This is a genomic window from Streptomyces luteosporeus (assembly GCF_039532865.1).
In the GTDB taxonomy this organism is placed as follows: Bacteria; Actinomycetota; Actinomycetes; order Streptomycetales; family Streptomycetaceae; genus Streptomyces; species Streptomyces luteosporeus.
This window is the reverse complement of record NZ_BAAASL010000005.1, coordinates 16054-34546: the sequence shown is the minus strand read 5'-3', so window position 1 is coordinate 34546 and position 18493 is coordinate 16054. Positions and strand designations below refer to the sequence as shown.

Annotated in this window: 18 protein-coding genes and 1 pseudogene; 6 read left to right on the top strand and 13 right to left on the bottom strand. The window is 75.9% G+C overall.

Annotation, left to right across the window (positions count from 1 at the left end; translation table 11 throughout):
- Positions 1–68: 68 nt before the first annotated feature.
- Entirely contained in the window at positions 69–1238 is a 1170-nt protein-coding gene (locus ABD361_RS07470) for a GAF domain-containing protein (RefSeq protein ID WP_344434016.1), read from the bottom strand.
- Positions 1239–1433: 195 nt separating this feature from the next.
- Between ABD361_RS07470 and ABD361_RS07465 the strand changes: the two genes are divergently transcribed.
- Entirely contained in the window at positions 1434–1721 is a 288-nt protein-coding gene (locus tag ABD361_RS07465) for a hypothetical protein (RefSeq protein ID WP_344434014.1), read from the top strand.
- A gap of 302 nt (positions 1722–2023) precedes the next feature.
- The gene (locus tag ABD361_RS07460; protein WP_344434013.1) at positions 2024–2764 is read left to right on the top strand and encodes a hypothetical protein; all 741 of its coding nucleotides are present in this window, start codon (positions 2024–2026) and stop codon (positions 2762–2764) included.
- A gap of 137 nt (positions 2765–2901) precedes the next feature.
- Here the strand turns inward: ABD361_RS07460 and ABD361_RS07455 are convergent, their stop codons facing one another.
- On the bottom strand, positions 2902–3078 hold the full coding sequence (locus tag ABD361_RS07455; protein WP_344434012.1) for a zf-HC2 domain-containing protein: 177 nt from the start codon (positions 3076–3078) through the stop codon (positions 2902–2904).
- Positions 3079–3127: 49 nt separating this feature from the next.
- Between ABD361_RS07455 and ABD361_RS07450 the strand changes: the two genes are divergently transcribed.
- The gene (locus ABD361_RS07450) at positions 3128–3727 is read left to right on the top strand and encodes a sigma-70 family RNA polymerase sigma factor (RefSeq protein WP_344434011.1); all 600 of its coding nucleotides are present in this window, start codon (positions 3128–3130) and stop codon (positions 3725–3727) included.
- A gap of 79 nt (positions 3728–3806) precedes the next feature.
- Here the strand turns inward: ABD361_RS07450 and ABD361_RS07445 are convergent, their stop codons facing one another.
- Genes ABD361_RS07445 through ABD361_RS07435 form a run of 3 tightly spaced genes read right to left on the bottom strand, consistent with a single transcriptional unit; the run spans position 3807 to position 7002 of the window.
- Complete coding sequence (locus ABD361_RS07445; RefSeq protein ID WP_344434010.1) at positions 3807–4283, bottom strand: copper chaperone PCu(A)C; 477 nt, start codon at positions 4281–4283, stop codon at positions 3807–3809.
- A complete protein-coding gene (locus ABD361_RS07440; protein WP_344434009.1) occupies positions 4280–6805 on the bottom strand; it encodes a heavy metal translocating P-type ATPase in 2526 nt (841 codons plus the stop codon). The genes ABD361_RS07445 and ABD361_RS07440 overlap by 4 nt, the downstream gene beginning before the upstream one ends.
- Positions 6805–7002: a hypothetical protein gene (locus tag ABD361_RS07435; RefSeq protein WP_344434008.1), complete on the bottom strand. Its 198-nt coding sequence runs from the start codon at positions 7000–7002 to the stop codon at positions 6805–6807. The genes ABD361_RS07440 and ABD361_RS07435 overlap by 1 nt, the downstream gene beginning before the upstream one ends.
- 230 nt (positions 7003–7232) lie before the next feature.
- On the opposite strand from ABD361_RS07435, the gene ABD361_RS07430 reads away from it, so the two are divergent.
- Both ABD361_RS07430 and ABD361_RS07425 read left to right on the top strand, forming a co-directional pair.
- A complete protein-coding gene (locus ABD361_RS07430) occupies positions 7233–8486 on the top strand; it encodes a cytochrome P450 family protein (protein ID WP_344434007.1) in 1254 nt (417 codons plus the stop codon).
- A gap of 7 nt (positions 8487–8493) precedes the next feature.
- On the top strand, positions 8494–9429 hold the full coding sequence (locus ABD361_RS07425; RefSeq protein WP_344434006.1) for an L-tyrosine/L-tryptophan isonitrile synthase family protein: 936 nt from the start codon (positions 8494–8496) through the stop codon (positions 9427–9429).
- Between the two features lie 443 nt (positions 9430–9872).
- Here ABD361_RS07425 and ABD361_RS07420 read toward each other — a convergent pair whose 3' ends face one another.
- The 4 genes from ABD361_RS07420 to ABD361_RS07405 all read right to left on the bottom strand — a co-directional run bounded on the left by ABD361_RS07420 (position 9873) and on the right by ABD361_RS07405 (position 13312).
- Entirely contained in the window at positions 9873–10247 is a 375-nt protein-coding gene (locus tag ABD361_RS07420; protein ID WP_344434005.1) for a hypothetical protein, read from the bottom strand.
- A 123-nt stretch (positions 10248–10370) separates the two neighbouring features.
- Positions 10371–11177 carry an ABC transporter ATP-binding protein gene (locus ABD361_RS07415; protein ID WP_344434004.1) on the bottom strand — a complete coding sequence of 269 codons (807 nt, stop codon included), beginning with the start codon at positions 11175–11177 and terminating at the stop codon, positions 10371–10373.
- Positions 11174–12250 carry a FecCD family ABC transporter permease gene (locus tag ABD361_RS07410; RefSeq protein WP_344434003.1) on the bottom strand — a complete coding sequence of 359 codons (1077 nt, stop codon included), beginning with the start codon at positions 12248–12250 and terminating at the stop codon, positions 11174–11176. The genes ABD361_RS07415 and ABD361_RS07410 overlap by 4 nt, the downstream gene beginning before the upstream one ends.
- A complete protein-coding gene (locus tag ABD361_RS07405; protein WP_344434001.1) occupies positions 12251–13312 on the bottom strand; it encodes an ABC transporter substrate-binding protein in 1062 nt (353 codons plus the stop codon).
- A gap of 163 nt (positions 13313–13475) precedes the next feature.
- Here ABD361_RS07405 and ABD361_RS07400 point away from each other — a divergent pair, with 163 nt between their 5' ends.
- On the top strand, positions 13476–14207 hold the full coding sequence (locus ABD361_RS07400) for a PIG-L deacetylase family protein (RefSeq protein ID WP_344434000.1): 732 nt from the start codon (positions 13476–13478) through the stop codon (positions 14205–14207).
- Here the strand turns inward: ABD361_RS07400 and ABD361_RS07395 are convergent.
- The 4 genes and pseudogenes from ABD361_RS07395 to ABD361_RS07380 all read right to left on the bottom strand — a co-directional run bounded on the left by ABD361_RS07395 (position 14197) and on the right by ABD361_RS07380 (position 18459).
- Entirely contained in the window at positions 14197–15324 is a 1128-nt protein-coding gene (locus tag ABD361_RS07395) for a PP2C family protein-serine/threonine phosphatase (protein ID WP_344433999.1), read from the bottom strand. The two genes, ABD361_RS07400 and ABD361_RS07395, sit on opposite strands and share 11 nt — an antisense overlap.
- A 125-nt stretch (positions 15325–15449) precedes the next feature.
- A complete protein-coding gene (gene dhaM, locus ABD361_RS07390; protein WP_344434278.1) occupies positions 15450–15938 on the bottom strand; it encodes a dihydroxyacetone kinase phosphoryl donor subunit DhaM in 489 nt (162 codons plus the stop codon).
- Positions 15912–16541, bottom strand: a pseudogene (gene dhaL, locus ABD361_RS07385) (dihydroxyacetone kinase subunit DhaL); the annotation flags it as partial. The gene dhaM and the pseudogene dhaL, both read right to left, overlap by 27 nt.
- Positions 16542–16839: 298 nt before the next feature.
- Complete coding sequence (locus tag ABD361_RS07380; RefSeq protein WP_344433998.1) at positions 16840–18459, bottom strand: PucR family transcriptional regulator; 1620 nt, start codon at positions 18457–18459, stop codon at positions 16840–16842.
- Between the last annotated feature and the right edge of the window lie 34 nt (positions 18460–18493).

Below are 18493 nucleotides of genomic sequence, written 5' to 3'. Positions count from 1 at the left end.
GGACGAGGCGTGAGCGGGCGGCCGCACGGTAGCCGTTCGTACGTTGCGCGAAGGTTGCTCGCGGGCGTTTACCGGCCAGCGTCCGTCGCGGGTGCGGCCCGGCGCAGCCGGTCCTCCAGCAGCCGGCGCAGCCGGGCCACCCCCGGCGCCTCCGACGTGGGCAGCACCGGGCCCGGGTATGCGCGCAGGGCCGCCCGGACGTCACCGTGGTCCAGTTCCCGTTCGACCTGGGCGATGTCGGTGTGCAGCGGGACGGCCAGGCGGTACGGGCGCGAGTGCAGCAGACCGGGGAGGAGGCGGCGCAGCCGGCGGATCTCCGCGCGCAGGGTCACCGGCGCTGCGGGCCGGTCCCCGTACAGCGCCGCCGTGAGCTGATCGCCCGTCAGGCCGTCGGGGTGGGCGGCCAGCAGGGCGAGGATCTCGCTGTGCCGGCGCCCGAGCCGTACCCGCCGGCCGTCCGTGACCAGCAGCGCCTCGTCGCGGCCCAGGACGGACAACGCAGTGCCCGAAAAGAAGGGAGCGGCGGCCGCCAGCTGGGCTTCGGCGGCGCGGGCCGTCGCCCGGACGAGGGCGAGGGCGTGCGGTCCGGCCAGGTGGTGGCCGCCGGTGAGGTCCACCGCGCCGAGCAGCTGCCCGGTACGCGGGTCGTGGACGGGCGCGGCCGCGCAGGTCCACGGCTGGACCAGACGGTTGTAGTGCTCGGTGGCGAAGATCTGCACCGGGTGGCCGAGGGCGAGCGCGGTGCCGGGCGCGTTGGTGCCGGCGTGCCGCTCGTCCCAGCGGGCGCCGGGGACGAAGTTCATGTGCTCGGCCCGGCTGCGGACCCCCGCGTGCCCCTCCACCCACAGCAGCCGGCCCGCCGCGTCGCACACCGCCAGCAGGTGCGCCCCGTCGTCGGCGATGGAACCGAGCAGCTCCCGGAACAGCGGCATCGCCCGCGCGAGCGGGTGCGCCGCGCGGTACTGCTCCAGATCGTCGTCGCCCAGCTCCACCGGTGCCATGAACTCCGGGCGCGGCAGCACCGCCGCGGACCGCCGCCAGGATGCGGCGACGACCGGGCGCAGGCCGGGGTCCAGCACGCCGTCCGCGACGAACGCCGAGTGCGCGCCGCCGACCGCCCGGCACCGCTCGGCCGGGTCGACGGGTTCGGCGGGGCCGACGGGCGGCGCGGGCGCGGCGCCCGCGGCGCCCGCGGTCCAGGGGTCGTCCGCAGAACGGTCACGCTGGGGATTGGCCATGTGGACCCTCCCGGTTCGGCCCGCCGCAGCGACGATACCGCCCTCGCCGCGGGTGCCGAACGGGTCCGGTACGGGTAAGACCCCGAGCAGCGGAAGCTTGGAGTGCACACGTCACGCTGCGCGCTCCGCCGCCCCGCATTCCGACCGCCCGACCGCCCGACCGCCCGACCGCGACTTTCGAACGGAAGCACCTGCATGAACAGCAAGGTCATCTCCGACATAGCCGAGCGGACCCTCGCCGCGTACGTGACCACCTTCCTCGGCATCCTCATTGCCGACGGGTTCGACCTCACCAGCATCTCCGCGATCAAGGCCGCGGCCATCGCGGCACTGCCCGCCGCACTCTCGGTGATCAAGGGCGCCATCGGCAGCCGCTTCGGCGACCGCAGCAGCGCCGCGTGGCTGCCCCACCACGGTGCGAAGAGCGCGAAGGGCTCGCAGAGCTCGAAGGGTACGAGGGCCGGCTCGCGCTCCTCGTCGTAGCCGCGGCCCGGCCCCGGACTTTCGGAAGGGGCCATTCCACACGGGGTGTGCGCCCCCGCACCCGCATTCACCCCCTGCACACGCTCCCGCCGCCGCCTCCGCCGCGCTTGACTCGGCGATGCGAGTCCCACTGGAGCGACGGGACCGGGCCTCCGGTCTTCCCCCCGAGCCGGCGGCCCGCCGCCCCGTACCGCCGGGCGGACGGTACGGGGCGGAGCCGTGCGCCGAGCGGGGGGTCGTACGGGCGTCAGCGCGCCCCCCGCCGTCGACGCGCGCGGGGCGGGTGCAACGATGTCCACGTCATGAAAACAGGGCAGCAGGCCGGCCAGGTCCCGCGCACGCTGCGAGCCGGGGTGTTCGCAGCGGTCTGCGTGCTGCTCGCCGCCCTCGGCCACGCCCTGATGTCCGGCACCACCGTCCCCTGGTGGGCCATCGCCGTCGCCCTGACCGGAACCGGCAGCTGCGCCTGGTTCCTGGCGGGCCGGGAACGCGGGCCGCTGCTGATCACGCTCGCCACAGTGGGCGCACAGACGGCTCTGCACTCCTTCTTCACACTCGCCCAGAGCGTGCAGCAGGGTGCACAGGCCATGCCGAGCGGCCCGTTCGACCACGCCCTGATGCCCGCCGCCGGGACGATCTGCGGGGCACACGGACTGCCCGCCCCCGGCCCGGGCCATGACATGGCCGATATGGCAGGCACGGGCAGCGACATGAGCGGCATGAGTGGCATGAGCGGCATGGGAATGCCCGGCATGTCCCACGCCGGGCACGGCGCGCTCGGCATGTGGTCCGCGCACGTCCTCGTCGCCCTCGTCTGCGGCATCTGGCTCGCCGGCGGCGAGCAGGCCGCGTTCCGGCTCGCCCGCACCGTCCGGGCCCGGCTGCGCGCGCCCCTGCTGCTGATCCTCCACGTCATACCGGTACGGCCCGGGCCGCCCCGCGTCCGGGCCGGGCTGGCCCACGCCGTACAGCGACTGCGCCAGCTGCTGTACGCCCACGTCCTCCCCACGCGCGGTCCTCCTGCCCGCATCGCCGTCGTCTGACGGCGACCCACCGGGCCGAATCACCTCACCGGGCCCGCCCGCCGGAGGGGAGTGGAGCACCCACCCCCGGCCGCCGGGCGCCCGGATTCCAGGAAGGACCCAGGGCGATGACCCCTGCCCTCACACCGCCGGCCTGCTCAGCCGAGGTCCAGCCCCGCCGCGAGGACCTTCAGCCTGCGGGCCCGCTCCTGCCATTCCCGGCACGGCGCACACCCCTCCAGATGCGCCCCGACCACCGGCCCCGGCACCCCCGGGGGCGGCTCCTCGCCGTCGAGGCGGGCGGAGACGGCGGTACGTACCTCACTGCAGTGCACCCCGCCATCGTCCCCGGCACCGCGCCGCGCCCCCGCACCGGGGGGCGCCATGCGTGACGACGAGACGGTGACCGCCTGGGCACTGGCCGCACGCGGCGGCGACGCCGAAGCGGTCGACCGCTTCATCAGGGCCACCCAGAACGACGTGCGCCGGTACGTGGCGCGGCTCAGCAACGACCCGCAGGGCGCGGACGACCTCGTCCAGGAGACGTACCTGCGCGCGCTGCGCTCCCTGCCGCGCTTCGAAGGCCGCTCCTCGGCCCGCACCTGGCTGCTGTCCATCGCCCGGCGCACGGTCGTGGACCGGCTGCGCTTCCAGGCGGCACGGCCGCGGCTGTCGGACACCGACGACTGGCAGTCCGCCGCCGAGCGCGCCCAGCCGGCCGCGCTGCCCGGCTTCGACGAGGGCGTCGTCCTCTCGCAGCTGCTCGACCGCCTGCCCTGCGAACGGCGCGAGGCCTTCGTCCTCACGCAGATGCTCGGGCTGCCGTACGCCGAGGCCGCCGTGGTCGCCGGCTGCCCGGTGGGCACCGTCCGCTCGCGCGTGGCCCGGGCACGGGAGGCGCTGATCGTCCAGCTCGCCGCGGCCGAGCACGAGGCCGCCGCGGAGGCGGCGGCACGGGAGCGGGTGCCCGCGCTGGCGGGCTGACGGGCCGACCCCCACCGAATTGCGCAAGGGGCCCACGGTGCGACACCCGCACCGTGGGCCCCTCGTCGTACGGCCGCGCTCAGTTCCCCGGCCGTACGACGACCGCCTCCCCGCGGACCGTGCCGCTCTCGCGGAACCGCAGCACGTACGGCAGCCGGTCGCCGACGCGCAGGGCGGGCGGCCGGTAGACCATCACGTCCACCGTGTGCGGCGACATCACCAGCGTCCGGCGCGCCGGCACGGGCACCGAGTGGACCATGCGCATCGTGCCGGCGCCGTTGCGGACCACCGTCCGGCTGAGCATCGCGCCGCCGGCCGTCGGCACGTCGACGCCGATCAGCTCGTCGTCCACGTCGCCGGAGTTGCGCAGCCGCAGCAGCGCGGCGGTGTCGTCCGAGCCGAACGGCACGAGGACGCGGGCCTCCTCCACCGTCACCGAAGCCGGGCGACCGGCCGCGCCCGAGGCCGCCCACGCGGTCAGGCCGGCCAGGGCCAGGGCGCCGGCCGCGGCCGGCACGAGCGCGGCGCGGGCGGCGCTGATCAGGGAATTCTTCACCGGGACTTCCTTGCGGCGGGGGGACGGGGCTGCCAGCTGCGCAACCGCAGGCTGTTGCCCACGACCAGCAGCGAACTGACGGACATCGCCGCCGCCGCGAGCATCGGACTGAGCAGACCGACGGCGGCGAGCGGCACGGTCACGAGGTTGTACGCGAACGCCCAGGCGAGGTTGGACCGCACCGTCACCGACGTGCGCCGGGCCAGCCGCACCGCGTCGCCCAGCGCCCCCATGTCCTCACGGACCAGCGTGACGTCCGCCGCACCGATCGCGGCGTCCGTGCCACTGCCCATGGCGATGCCGAGGTCCGCGCCGGCGAGAGCGGCCGCGTCGTTGACGCCGTCACCGATGACGGCGACACGGTGACCGCTCTCGCGCAGCGCGCGCACGAGGGCGGCCTTCTCCTCGGGCGTGGCCCGCGCATGCACCTCGTCGATACCGAGGCGCTCCGCGACCGAGCGGGCGGCCGCCTCGGTGTCGCCGGTGGCGAGGACCGGGCGCAGGCCGAGGCGCCTCAAGTGGTCCACGGCGCGGTAGGTGTCGGGGCGGACGGTGTCGCCGAGGGCGATGACGGCTGCGGGCGTGCCGTCGATGTGGACGACGACGGGGGTGTCGCCGCGGGCGTCGGCGGTGGCGAGGGCGGTGCGGAGGGCTTTGGCGGTGGCGGGTTCCGTGGTGCCGGCTTCCGCGGTGCCGGCTTCCGCGGTGCCGGATTCCGCCGGACCCTCGCCGGGGTGGCCGGGCGCCGTGGCGGCGGAGGGGTGCCCCAGTCCCGCCCTTCCACCGTTCCCGGGGGGCAGGCCCCCCGCCCCCCCGTCACGGAGCTCCGCCCCGGACCCCGCCTGGGGGCTCCGCCCCCCGGCCCCCGGGCGGGTGACGGGTCCGCCGCCCGGCTGGGCGGGCGCCGGGGCCGCGCCCGCCGGGGCCTGGAGCGCTGCTGCCCCCGGGCGGGTCACCGTTACCTCGTGGTCCAACACCGTGGCGTGGACGCCCAGGCCCGGGGTTGCCGTGAAGGACGTGGCCTGTGGGAGAGGGTCCGGCAGGGTCGCGGTGGCGTGGGCGTGGATGGCGCGGCCCACCGGGTGTTCGGAGCCGGCTTCCGCCGCGCCCGCCAGGGTCAGGGCCTGCTCCGCGGTGCAGCCGGGCAGGGCGACGACGTCGGTGACCGTCATGGCGCCCGTCGTCAGGGTGCCCGTCTTGTCGAGGACCACCGTGTCCACCCGGCGCAGGCCCTCCAGGGCCTGCGGGCCGCTGACGAGGATGCCGAGGCCGGCGCCGCGGCCGGTGGCGGCGAGCAGGGCGGTGGGGGTGGCCAGGCCCAGGGCGCAGGGGCAGGCGACCACGAGGACGGCCACCGCGGCGGTGACCGCCGCCTGCGGGGCGGCGCCGGCGCCGAGCCAGAAGCCGAGGACGGTGACGGCGACGGCCAGGACGGCGGGGACGAAGACGCCCGCGATGGCGTCGGCCACGCGCTGCACGCGGGCCTTGCCGGTCTGGGCCTCCTCCACCAGACGGGCGATGCGGGCCAGTTGGGTGTCGGCGCCGACGGCCTCGGCCCGTACCTCCAGCAGGCCGCCGGAGTTGACGGCGCCGCCGACGACCGCGCAGCCGGGTCCGGCCTCGACGGGGGCGCTCTCGCCCGTGACCAGGGACAGGTCGAGGGCCGAGCTGCCGGCGACGACCACGCCGTCGGTGGCCACGCGCTCGCCGGGGCGTACGACGAAGTGGTCGCCGACCCGCAGTTCGTCGATGGGCACCCGGCGCTGCGTGCCGTCGGCGGCGCGGACGGCGACGTCCTTGGCGGCGAGCGAGGCCAGGGCCCGCAGGGCGGAGCCGGTGCCGTGCCGGGCGCGGGCCTCCAGCAGGCGGCCGGTCAGGACGAACAGGGGCACGCCGACGACGGCCTCCAGGTAGACGTCCGCGGTGCCGCCGGTGGCCGACGGCACGAGCGTGAACGGCATCCGCATGCCCGGTTCGCCCGCGCCGCCGAAGAAGAGGGCGTACGCCGACCACAGGTAGGAGGCGACCACACCCAGCGAGACGAGGGTGTCCATGGTGGCCGTGGAGTGCCGCAGCCCGCGCAGTGCCCTGTCGTGGAAGGGCCAGGCGCCCCAGACCGCGACGGGGGAGGCGAGGACGAAGCACAGCCACTGCCAGCTGCGGAACTGCAGGGTCGGGACCATGGACAGCACCAGCACCGGTACGGAGAGCAGGGCCGTGATCAGCAGGCGGACCAGCGGGCCGGGCCCCTCGCCCTCCGCGGGGGCCGTCTCCTGCGCCGGCGGCTGCGGCAGCGCGGCCGTGTAGCCCGCGCCCTCCACCACCGCCACCAGCTCGTCCGCGGTCACCTGCGCGGGGTGGCTGATCCGGGCCCGTCCGGTGGCCAGGTTGACGCTCGCGCTCACGCCCTCCAGCCGGCCGAGCTTCTTCTCGACGCGGGCCACGCAGGCGGCGCAGGTCATGCCGCCGACGATCAGCTCCGTGGTGACCGCCGGTGCCCGGGTCGAGGTCGGGGTGCTCATCAGTGGTTCATCCCGTTCATGCCGCCCATGCCCCCGCCGCCCGTGCCCGGGCCGGAGCCGGAGTTCCCGCTGGGGTGCATGCCGGGCGCCACGGGGCCGGCAGCGGCACCGGCCGCCCAGGCGACGCCGAAGAGGGCGGCCAGCAGCAGCACGAAGCCGACGAGGGGTGCGTACGGGGGTACTCGGCGTGCGGTCATCTCCGCATCGTGGCACGGTCCGCCCGGCCGTCCGGGCGCATCGCCCGCTTCCCGGCGCGTGAGGATTGTCCCTTTCGCAGCCGGGAACCAGCGGCCCCGCGCGGCCGACTACCCCGGGATACCGGGGCATCGGCGAGCACCGCCCCGGGAGTCGTACGAAAAGCCGGGAACTCGCCCGCGCGGGCGTACGACTTCCTTGGGGTCCACGACCTCGCGAGGAGCCCCACGCCGTGCCGCTGCCCGACCCCGTCCCCCTCTTCGGTCCCGCGTACAAGCGCGACCCCTACCCGTTGTACGCGCGGCTGCGCGCGCAGGGCCCCGTCCACCGGGTGCTCTTCCCCAGCGGGGTGACCGCCTGGCTGGTCACCGGGCACGCCGCCGCGCAGCGCACGCTGGCCGACCCGCGGCTGGGCAAGAACCACGCGCTCGGCAACGACCGCTGGCGCGCCCGCGCCTCGATCATGCCTGAGCCGCAGCACTCCCAGCTGCAGGTGCACCTGCTGCACCAGGACCCGCCGAAGCACACCGTCATGCGCCGCCTGGTCACCGACGCCTTCGCGCCGCGGCGCGTGGAGGCGCTGCGGCCGCGCTTCCAGGAGATGGCCGACGCGCTGCTCGACGCCGCCCTGCCCGCGGACGGGGCCGGCACGGTCGACCTGGTGCGCTGCTTCGCGGCCCGCTTCCCCTTCCAGGTGCTCGCCGAGGTCATCGGACTGCCCCCGCACCTGGCGGCGCGGTTCCGCCGCGACTGGGGCAAGGTCGTCGCGCCCGTCGGCCCGGCGGACCCGGGCCGGCCCGCGTACGAGGCGCTGCTGCGCGAGCTGCAGGCCTACATCGCCGAGGTCGTCGCCGACCGGCGCGGGCACCCCGGCGACGGGCTGCTCGCCCGCCTGGTCACCGCCCACGACGCGGGCGAACTGACCCGCGAGGAGCTGGACTCGATGGTCTTCCAGCTGCTCGTCGCCGGCCAGGAGCCGGTCACCAACCAGATCACCACCGCCCTGGTGGCGCTGCTGCGCGCACCGAAGGCCCTGGACCGGCTGCGCGCCGAGCCGGACCTGATGCCCGCCGCCGTCGAGGAACTGCTGCGCATCGACAGCGCCTTCGAGCTCACCACCTGGCGCTTCCTCGCCGAGGACGCCGACCTGCACGGCACCCGCGTGCCCGCCGGCGACTCGGTCATCGTCTCGCTGTGCGCGGCCAACCGCGACCCCGAGCGCTTCCCCGACCCCGACACCCTCGACCTCGACCGGGCACAGGGCCCGCACCTGGCCTTCGGCCACGGCATCCACTTCTGCCCCGGCGCGGCCCTCGCCCGCATCGAACTGCAGGTCGCACTCGGCACGCTGATCGCCCGGCTGCCCGGGCTGCGCCTGGCCGTGCCGGACGAGGAGCTGCAGTGGATCCCCGCCGTCCTGGGCCGGGGTACCAGCGCCCTGCCCGTCTCCTTCGCCCCGCCCGCCTGCCCCCGCCCCCGTGGATGACCGCAGCATGACCCTCACTCTTGCCACTTCCGCCCCCGCCTCCTGCCTGGAGGCCCGCATCCTCGGGCTGCTGCTGCCCTACCACCGCACCGCCGGGCCGGCCGCCCCGGACCCGGCCCGGCACGAGCGGCAGTTGGAGCGGATACGCAGGTTCACGGACGCGGGCGAGCCCGTCGTGCTGACCCTGCCCGGCTTCCCCTGCAAGTCGCCCAACCCCGCCAAGGTCCTCGGGCGCCTGCCCGACGAGGGCGAGCGCCTCTCCCTGGCCTTCCTCGACGGCCTGTGCGCCCGCATCGGCGAGCTGTACGCGCCCGGGGCCCGCATGGTCATCTGCTCGGACGGCCACATCTTCGCCGACAGCATCGGCGTGACGGACGAGGACGTGGACGCCTACGGGGACGAGCTGCGCGCCCTCATCCGCCGCGAGGGCCTGCGCCACCTGGACACCTTCGACCTGCGCGACGTGCACGGCGACCTCGGCCACGACGCCAAGCGGCGCCTGGTGACCGGCGCCTACGCCCCCTCCCTGGAGGAGCTGCGCGCCAAGGTGCGCAGCGACGAGGAGACCGCCCGGCTCTACCGCGGCATCACGCGCTTCCTCGTCGAGGACACCGCCCACCACACCGGCAGCCGCTCCGCCCTGCAGCGCGCCTGCCGTGCCCGCGCGTACGAGGTGATCGCCCGCAGCCAGGCCTGGGGCGCGCTGGTCGCCGACCGCCACCCGGATGCCGTACGCCTGTCGATCCACCCGCAGCCGGTGGGCGGCGAGAAGTTCGGGATCCGGCTGCTGGAGTGCGCCGACGTGTGGGCGACGCCCTGGCACGCGGCCGTCCTGAAGGACGCCGGCGGCCGGGCGCGGCTGATGCGCCGCGCGGACGCCGAGCGGCTGGGGCGCCTGGTCCTGCGCGACGGACGCCCCAGCCACTTCGAAGCGACGGCCTGAATCCGGCAAAGATCAGAAGCGCTCCATCTCAAGAAACGATAGTCGTCGTTATTCGCCCGCTGTTGTTTCTTCTGCGCGTCGTAAAGGGGGCGGGGAGCCTGGGTCCTCACCGGCACGTCCACCCTCTTCCGCGTGTCCGTGCTCCGGGAGGTCGCCGCCAACAGAGGCGGCCTGCTGCTGCGTTGGTGCACTGTCGCTCGTCGAGCGTTTGGTGACAGTTCGCCGCGCCGGCGCGAGGTAAGGCCTTCTCGGCCATGCCGGTGGGAACAGCAGCCGGTCTCGGAATCGCGAACTCGTGGCTGGATGCCGGCTGGACGGCGCTGGCTTTTCTTATGGCACTTCTCGCCGTCGTGACGGTGGTGAAGCTGGTGCCGAGGAGGACGCGTTACTGATACGCGTTGCTCAGCCGGACGCCGCTTCGGCCGGGGCTCGGCGTCCTCGGCTCAGCGTTCGCGGAAGCCGCCGAGGAAGCGGCGGAAGAGGCCGCCTTCCCGGGGCAGCGGGGCGGAGGGTGGTGGAGCCGTGGGGCGCTCGCGGGCGATCGGCTGGTCGTAGTCGGCCCGGACGATCGCGTCGACGGTCTGGTCGACGTCGAAGTCCTCGGAGCCCTCGATGCACGGCACGAAGCCGACGAGGACACCGTCCCGCATGACCTGCGCTTCCAGACCGGCCGTGTCGTCGGTGTCCCAGACCGCCTCGCGGCCGTCGCGCAGGACGACGCGCACGCCGATCTGGTAGACGCCCTCGCGGGCCAGGTGGGCATCCGTGCCCCGCTGCCGCAACGCGTCCACGACTCGAAGCGCTCGCTTCTCGTCCATGCGGCCAGGATAATGCCGAGGGCCATGGCGCACCGGCGTCCGTCCGGCCGACCGGGCGCTGACCAGGGTCGCCGCCGGCGGGCGCAAGAAGCGATGACCTGACGGCGATGACCTGACGGCCGATCAGCGGGCGGCGGCCACCGCGCCCGGCAGGCCGCCCGCGGGCGAGCGGTGGTCGAAGGCGATCAGCGGGTCGCCCGTCAGCGGGTGCTCCACCACGGCCACCCGCACCCCGAACACCTCGGCCAGCAGGTCGGCGGTGAGCACCTCGCGGGGGGCACCGGAGGCCACGAGGGCCCCGTCGTGCAGGACGTGCAGCCGGTCGCACACCGACGCGGCCGCGTTCAGGTCGTGCAGGGCGATCAGCGTGGTGCGGCGCTGCTCGCGCAGCAGCGCCAGCAGCTCCACCTGGTGGCGTACGTCGAGGTGGTTGGTGGGCTCGTCGAGCACCAGCACCCGCGGGTCCTGGGCCAGGGCGCGGGCCAGCAGGACGCGCTGGCGCTCGCCGCCGGACAGCGCCGAGAAGCGGCGCCGCCCGGCGCCGGCCATGCCCACCCGCTCCAGCGCGGCCGCGACCAGTTCCGTATCCGTGCCGTCCTCGCCGGCGAAGGCCCGCTTGTAGGGGGTGCGGCCCATGGCGACGACCTCGCGCACGGACAGCTCGAAGTCGCTGCCGCGCTCCTGCGGCAGGGCCGCGACCCGCTGCGCCGACTGCGCCGGCGTCAGGGTACGGATGTCCGTACCGCCCACCAGGACGCGCCCGGCGTCGGGCGCGAGGTGGCGGTAGACGGTGCGCAGCACGGTGGACTTGCCGCTGCCGTTGGGGCCCACCAGGCCCACGATCTCGCCGTCCTCGGCGATGACGTCGATGCCGTGGACCACGGTGCGCCCCGACAGGGACACCGCGAGGTCCTCGATGGCGATCCTCATGCGCGCTCCAGTCGCCGGTCCAGCAGGTACAGCAGTGCGGGCGCGCCCACCAGCGACGTCACGACGCCCACCGGCAGCTCCTGGTCGGGCAGCGCGGTGCGGGCCACCAGGTCGACGACCGTCAGCAGGACGGCGCCGAACAGGGCGGAGACCGGCAGCAGCCGGCGGTGGTCGCCGCCGACCACCATGCGGCAGGCGTGCGGCACCATCAGCCCCACGAAGCCGATGGCCCCGGAGACCGCCACCAGCACGCCCGTCAGCATGCTGGTGACGACGAACAGCTCGCGCCGCAGCCGGGCGACGTCGACGCCCAGGCCGGCGGCGGTCTCGTCGCCCATCAGCACGGCGTTCAGCGCGCGGCCGCGGGCGAGCAGCACGGCCAGGCCCAGCAGCACGGCGGCCGCGGGCAGGGCCAGGGTGGACCACTGGGCGCCGCCCAGGGACCCCATCAGCCAGAACAGCGCCCCGTGGGTGCGCTGTTCGTCGCCGGCCTGCAGCACCAGGTAGTGGGTGAAGCCGGAGAGGAACTGCCCGATGCCCACGCCCGCCAGCACCAGCCGCAGCGGCCGGAAGCCGCCGCCGCGCCGGGCGAAGGCCCACACCAGCGCGAAGGAGGCGAGCGCCCCGGCGAACGCCGCCGAGGCCAGGCCGAGCCCCAGGGCCCCGCCCGCCCCGGCGCCCAGCACCAGGGCGGCGACGGCGCCCAGGGAGGCGCCGCTGGAGATGCCCAGCAGGTAGGGGTCGGCCAGCGGGTTGCGGACCAGGGCCTGCACGGCCGTGCCGACCAGGCCCAGGCCCGCGCCGACGACCGCGGCCAGCAGGGCGCGCGGCACCCGCAGGCGCCACACGATCAGGTCCTGGGTGCCCGGCGCCGGGTCCTGGCCGGTGATGCCGCGCGCCACGGCCGACCACACGTCCGGCAGCGGCACGTCGGTCGAGCCCAGGCACACCGACGCGGTCAGGGCGAGGACGAGGGCGCAGCCGAGCACGGCGCAGACCAGGCCGGCGCGCACGGTGCGCGCCCCGGCGTCCCCGCCTGCCCGCCGCGCCGCCGCCCGGGCGGGTGCCGCCATCTACTTGACCCGGTCCGGGTGGAGGATGTGGGCGATCTCGCGGACGGTGTCCGCGCTGCGGACGCCGCCGATCGTGGTGCGCTCGGAGCCGATGCGCAGGAAGCGGCCCTCCTTGACGGCCTTCAGGTCCGCGGTCGCCGGGAAGGTGCGCAGGAACTCGGCGGCCTCGTCGAACGCCTTGGCGTTCGCCTCCTCGCTGCCGCGGTTGCGCACGGCCAGCTGGATCCAGTCCGGGTCCTTGGCGACGACGTCCTCCCAGCCGACGGGCTTGAAGTCGCCCTCGCAGTCGGCGAAGACGTTGCGGGCACCCGCCAGGGTGATCACCGCGTTGGCGACCTGCCGGTTGCACACCGCCATCGGCTGCTTGGTGCCGGCGTCGTAGTCGAAGAGGAAGTAGGTGGGCCGCTTGTCGGCCGACAGGTCCGCCAGTGCGCCCCGCACCTCGTCGGTCTTCCTGCGCATGCCGGCCACCAGCTCCCCGGCGCGCGCCGAGGTGCCGGTCACCCTGCCCAGCTCCTGGACGTCGGCCTCGACGCCGGACAGGTCGGTGCGGGCGGCCTTGTTCATCGCGGCGCAGGCCGTCGACTTCAGGAAGACGTGCTTGATGCCGGCGGCCTTGAACTCCTCGGCCGTCGGGGCGTCGCCCATCTTGCCCATGTTCTTCATGGAGGAGAAGGAGTCGAGGTACAGGTCGGCGCCGGAGCCGAGGAGCTTCTCCTTCGGGATCACCGTCCTGCCCAGCACCGGCACCTTCGCGGCCTGCGCCGCGTACTGCTGCGGCAGCGTGCCGGCCCCGGGCGGGAAGCCGGTGCCGACGACCTTGTCGCCGGCGCCCAGCCACATCAGCAGCTCCAGGCCGGCCGCGTTGCTGGTGACGATCCTGCGCGGCGCGGCGTCGAACGTCGTCCTGGTCCCCATGCAGTCGGTCACGCCCACCGGGAAGCCGGACCGGGCGGCCGCGGCGGCACCGGCGTCGTCCGCCTTCTTCCCGCCGCCACCGCCGCACGCCGTCGCCGACAGGGCCACAGCGGCCAGCACACCGCACCACGCACGAGGACGCATCAGTAACTCTCCAGACAATCGCATCAGCACGGGCCGCCGACCGGGCGACCCGGATCAGGTAGTCGGACCGCGCCCCGGCCCGGTTCCCGGCCGGTCCGGGGAAACTGCACGACCATGCGGGCAGGAGATCCGCAGCAAGGGAGCAGCAAGGGAGAAGGCAGTCATGGCCGAGCAGCTCGCGCCGATGCCCACCGACTGGCGGCGCGCCCTGGCCGTCGCCGCCCACCCCGACGACCTGGAGTACGGCGCCGCCGCGGCCGTCGCCGTCTGGAGCGACGAGGGGCGCGAGTGCGCCTACCTGCTGGCCACCTTCGGCGAGGCCGGCATCGACTCCCTGCCGCCGCAGGAGGCGGCCGAGCTGCGCGAGGCGGAGCAGAGAGCGAGCGCCGTGGTCGTCGGGGCCACGGCGGTGGAGTTCCTCGGGCACACCGACGGCGTGCTCGAGTACGGCATGGCGCTGCGCCGCGAGGTCGCCGCCGCCGTCCGCCGGCACCGCCCGGAGCTGGTGCTCACCCTCAACCACCACGACACCTGGCCCGGCGGCTCCTGGAACACCCCCGACCACCGGGCCGTGGGCCGGGCCGTGCTCGACGCCGTCGGCGACGCCGGCAACCGCTGGATCTTCCCCGACCTCGCCGAGGACGGCCTCGCGCCCTGGAACGGCGTGCGCTACGTGGCCGTCGCCGGCTCCCCGGCCCCCACGCACGCCATGGACGCGGGCGCCGGCCTGGAGCGGGCCGTCCAGTCGCTGCTGTGTCATCGCACGTACATCGAGGCGCTCACCGACGAGCCCCCCGAGCAGTACTGCCGCAGGTTCCTCGAAGGCGGCATGGCTGCCGTCGCCGAGCGGTTCGGCGGGCGCCCCGGGGTCGCCTTCGAGTTGTTCACCCGCTAACGGCCACGGGCGCGCGCTCCAGCACGAGGACCGCCACGTCGTCCTGCAGCCGGCCGCCGGTGTGCCGGGCCAGGTCCGCGCGCAGCCGGGCCAGCAGCTCGGCGGTGGGCAGCGCCGCCCAGCCGGCCAGCCGCTCGGCCAGCGGGTACAGCTCCCGCCGCCCGCCGGGCGCCCGGGCCTCGGTCACCCCGTCGGTGCAGGCCAGCACCCGGCCGCCGGGCGGCAGCGGGATCCGCCGCCCGGGCCGGCGGCCCGGCAGCAGCTCGCCCAGGCCCAACGGCAGGCCCTGCTCGGCCGGTTCCAGCTCGCGCACCGTGCCGTCCGCGCGGATCAGGTACGGCGCCGGGTGCCCGCAGTCGACGAAGACCAGCGCCACCGCGCCCGCCTCCTCCTCGGTGCCCAGCACCAGTGCCGTGACGAACTCCTCGGCGGCGTGCGCGTCGTGCGTACGGGCCTGGTACTCGGCCGAGCGGTGGTAGCGGTACAGGCCCTCCTCCGTCGCCACCACCCCGCCGGCCAGGTCCGGCCGGTGGTAGGCGGCCTCCCGGAAGGCCGACAGCACCGCGGCCCCCGCCCCCAGCGTGCCCAGGCCCTTGCCGCGGACGTCCCCGAGGAGCACCCGCGTGCCGTAAGGGGTGTCGACGACCTCGTAGATGTCGCCGCCCACCAGCGCCTCGTGCTGCGAGGAGACGTAGAAGCCGTCGACGACGACGCCGCTCGTGCGCAGCGGCAGCGGGCGCAGCAGCGCGCGCTGCGCGGCCTCGCCGGTGGCCCGTACCCGCTCCAGCAGCGCCTCGCCGTCGCGGCGCAGCCGCGCGACGACGACGGCCGCGCCGACGATGAGCAGGTTGCCCAGCACCGCGCCCACCCGGTTGACGGCCGAGGAGTCGTCGCCGAGCACGCCGTGGTGGGCCGCCATCAGCAGGAAGTCGGCGATCCCGACGAAGACGGTCTGCCGGTAGGTGCACACCGCGGCGGCGGTCACCGGCGCGAGCGCGGCGTAGACGTCCAGGCGCAGGTACGACGGTGTCACCAGGTCGGTGACCACGATGCCGGTGAGGTAGGCCAGGACCGCGGCGAAGGGCACGGCGGACGACAGCGTGGCGGTGCGCGACACCGGGGCGGGACCTTTCACGGACGGACGAACGGGGGGCGAACGCGTAGACAATTCCAGACTTTCGCCCCGAATGCCCGGTGCCGGGCCTCGTGTCGGCGCTTTCCGGCGCCCCGCCGGCCGTCCCCTCAGAGCTTGCGGTACGCCCGGGCGTCGTCCGCCGCGGCCAGCACCGCGTCGAGGTCGCCGCCGGCCGAGGCGGTCACCACCGCCGCCACCGCCCCCTCCACGAAGGGGGCGTCGGCAATGTGCACGCCCTGCAGCTCCTTGTTCTCCAGCAGCGTCTTCACCGTCAGCACCGCGCTGCCCATGTCGCACAGCACCACCACTCCGGCGCCCTCGTCGGCGTCGGCCGCCGCCCGGCGCACCAGCTCGGCGCTGGTGCCCACCGCCCCGTCCGGCAGCCCGCCGGCCGGGGCGACGCGCGCCGGCACGCCACCGCCCGCGAGCGCCCGGGCCAGCGCCGCGGTGGACTCGGCGACCGCCCGGCTGTGCGAGACCAGCACCACGCCCACCCGCCCCGCCCGCGGCTGCGCGGGCTCGGCCGCGTCCTGGGTCCCGGGCTGCGGCGCGGCGGCGCACAGTGCGGGGTCCGTCGCCTCGTACAGCGCGGTCATCAGCAGCGCCGAGGACGCCGCGCCCGGGTCGAGGTGGCCGACGCTGCGCTCGCCCAGGTAGCTGGCGCGGCCGCGCCGCGCCCGCAGCGGGACCGTCGCCTGCGCGCCCTCCCGGGCCGCCCGCGCGGCGGCTTCCAGTGCCCTGGCCGTACCGCCCCCGGGCAGGGCCGCGGCGTAGGCGTCGGCCGCCGGCTGCAGCGCGTCGACCATGGTCTTGTCGCCGGGCGCCGAGTCGCCGAGCCGGCGCACGCTCGCCACGGCCGCGGCCAGCGCCCGGCCCAGCGTCTGCGGCTGGGCGACCGCGTCCTCGCCGAGCACCTTGCCCATGCGCCGCAGCACCGTCCCGTACAGCGGGCCCGAGGCGCCGCCGACGGTGTTGGTCAGGTGGGCGCCCGCGGCCGTGAGCAGCTCGCCGGGGGTCCGCACGTCGGCCTCGGCCAGCGCGCCGGCCATCGAGGTGAAGCCCCGCTTGAGGTTGGTGCCGTGGTCGGCGTCGCCGATGGCGGCGTCGAGCTCGGTCAGGCGATCGGCCTCGGCGGTGACGACCTGCGCGGTGCGGTCGAGGAAGCGGCGGAAGAAGGAGGCATCGAGCGTGACGGTCATCGGCGGCGGCTCCTCGTACGGGCTCGGGCGGCCCAGCGTAGTGCGGGCCGGACCCGGAAACGGGCGCTAGGGCGTGTCCGGCTGATCTTCGTTACGCGGTACCACGGCGCCCCGTAGGGGCGCGGGGAACTGCGCGACAAGCCACGACGCGCCCGCAGGCGGAGAGCCGTGCTTGGCGCGTCGGCTGCGGGCCGTCGGTGGCTGATCGCGCCCACGCGGCGGCAGCCGCAAATCGGCACTGCCCCGCGCCCCTTCGGGGCGCCCTCTACGGGGCGCTGCACGATCCGTCGCACAGGCGCTAGCCTTCCTCGGCGCGCACCCGCAGGGCGAGGAAGACGTCCGCCAGGTCCTCCGCGCAGCCCAGGTCACGGCCCGTGAGGGCCTCCAGCTTCGCCAGGCGGTTGCGCAGGGTGTTGACGTGGATGTGCAGGGAGTCCGCCGCCTGCCCCCACTTCATGCCCGAGGCCAGGAACGCGTCCAGGCTGCGCAGCAGTTCGCTGCTGTGCGTCAGGTCGTACTCCGCGGCCGGGCCCAGCACCGCGTCGGCGAAGTCCCGGCGGGTCCGGCGGTCCACCAGGGCCAGCAGGAGACGGTAGGAGCCCACGTCCGCGAACGACACCACCCGCGGGCCGCGCCGCCGGGAGCGGGCCAGCCGGGCGGCCTCGCGGGCCTGCAGCAGGGAGCGCCGCAGCTCCTGGTGGCCGGAGGCGAGGCGGCCCACGCCGATGCGCGGCCCGGGCGCCGGGGGCTGCGGGCCCAGGGCCGCCGCCAGGTCCTCGGCCAGCGCGGCCGGGTCGGCGTCCGCGCCGGGCAGGCCGACGACCACCACCACGTCCTGGCCGCTGCCGGTGGCCACCGAGGCCAGGCCCCGGGCGAGGAAGTGGTCGGTGACCGCGGCCGTGTCGGGCAGCGGCCACGCACCGCGGCCGGGGGTGTCGGGGGCAATGACGCAGAACACGGCGAGCGCGCTGTCGGGGTTGAGGCCGAACGAGCGCAGGCGTGCGGCGAGTTCGCCGGCGCGGTGCGGGCCGCTCTGCACCATGTCGAGGATCTCCCCGGCGAAGCGCATCTCGATGGCGCGCAGCGCCTGCCGGTGCGCCAGTTCGACGGTCAGGAAGCGCACGCCCTGCTCCAGCACCAGGCGTTCGGCCGCGCCCAGTTCGGTGACGGGGCGGCCGTAGAGGACGGCGAGGTCGAAGCCGGCGACGCCGCGCACGGGGATCACCGTGGCGTCGGCGCCGGAGACCAGCCGCAGCGGGTGCTCCGCCTGCGCGCCCTCGCCGGCGGCGATGCCCTCGGCGACGGCACGGACGTCGGGTTCGGCCGGCGGCGGGCCGACGTGGTCCAGGACGGTGCCGAGCCCGTCGACCAGGGCCACCGGGGTACGGGCGGGCCCGGCCAGCACCGCCAGGACGCCGCGCAGGCCGTCGCCGGCCAAGACGGCGCGGGTCAGGGCGCTGCTGTGCCGCAGCGCCTCCAGCAGCTGCCGCTGGCGCTGCTCGGCCTGGGCGCCGGCCAGGGCCCGGGTCACGGCGGTGAACGGCACCTCCACCGGCAGCTGCAGCAGGGGCAGCCCGGCGGCCCGGCAGGCCGCGACGAGCCCGGGCGGTACGGCGGGCACGCTCTCGCGCAGGCCGAAGACCAGGCCGGCGGCGCCCGCGTCGACCAGGCGGCCCACGTAGGCGGCGCACTCCTGCTGTTCCAGCCACAGCCCGTTGGTCAGCACCAGTTCGCCGGGCCCCGCGTAGGTGCCGGGGTCGGGCAGCTCGGTGACGTGGGCCCAGCGGACCGGCCGGTCCAGGTCCCCGGTGCCGGGCAGGGCCCGCAGGCCGAGCCCGGGCAGGGCGAGCAGGTCGCGCAGCCGCAGCGGGGCGCCGTCGGCCTGCCCCGCCGTGGACGGTTGGTCGTCGGAGATCACCTGCCGGACACAACACCGCGGGCGGGACGGTGTC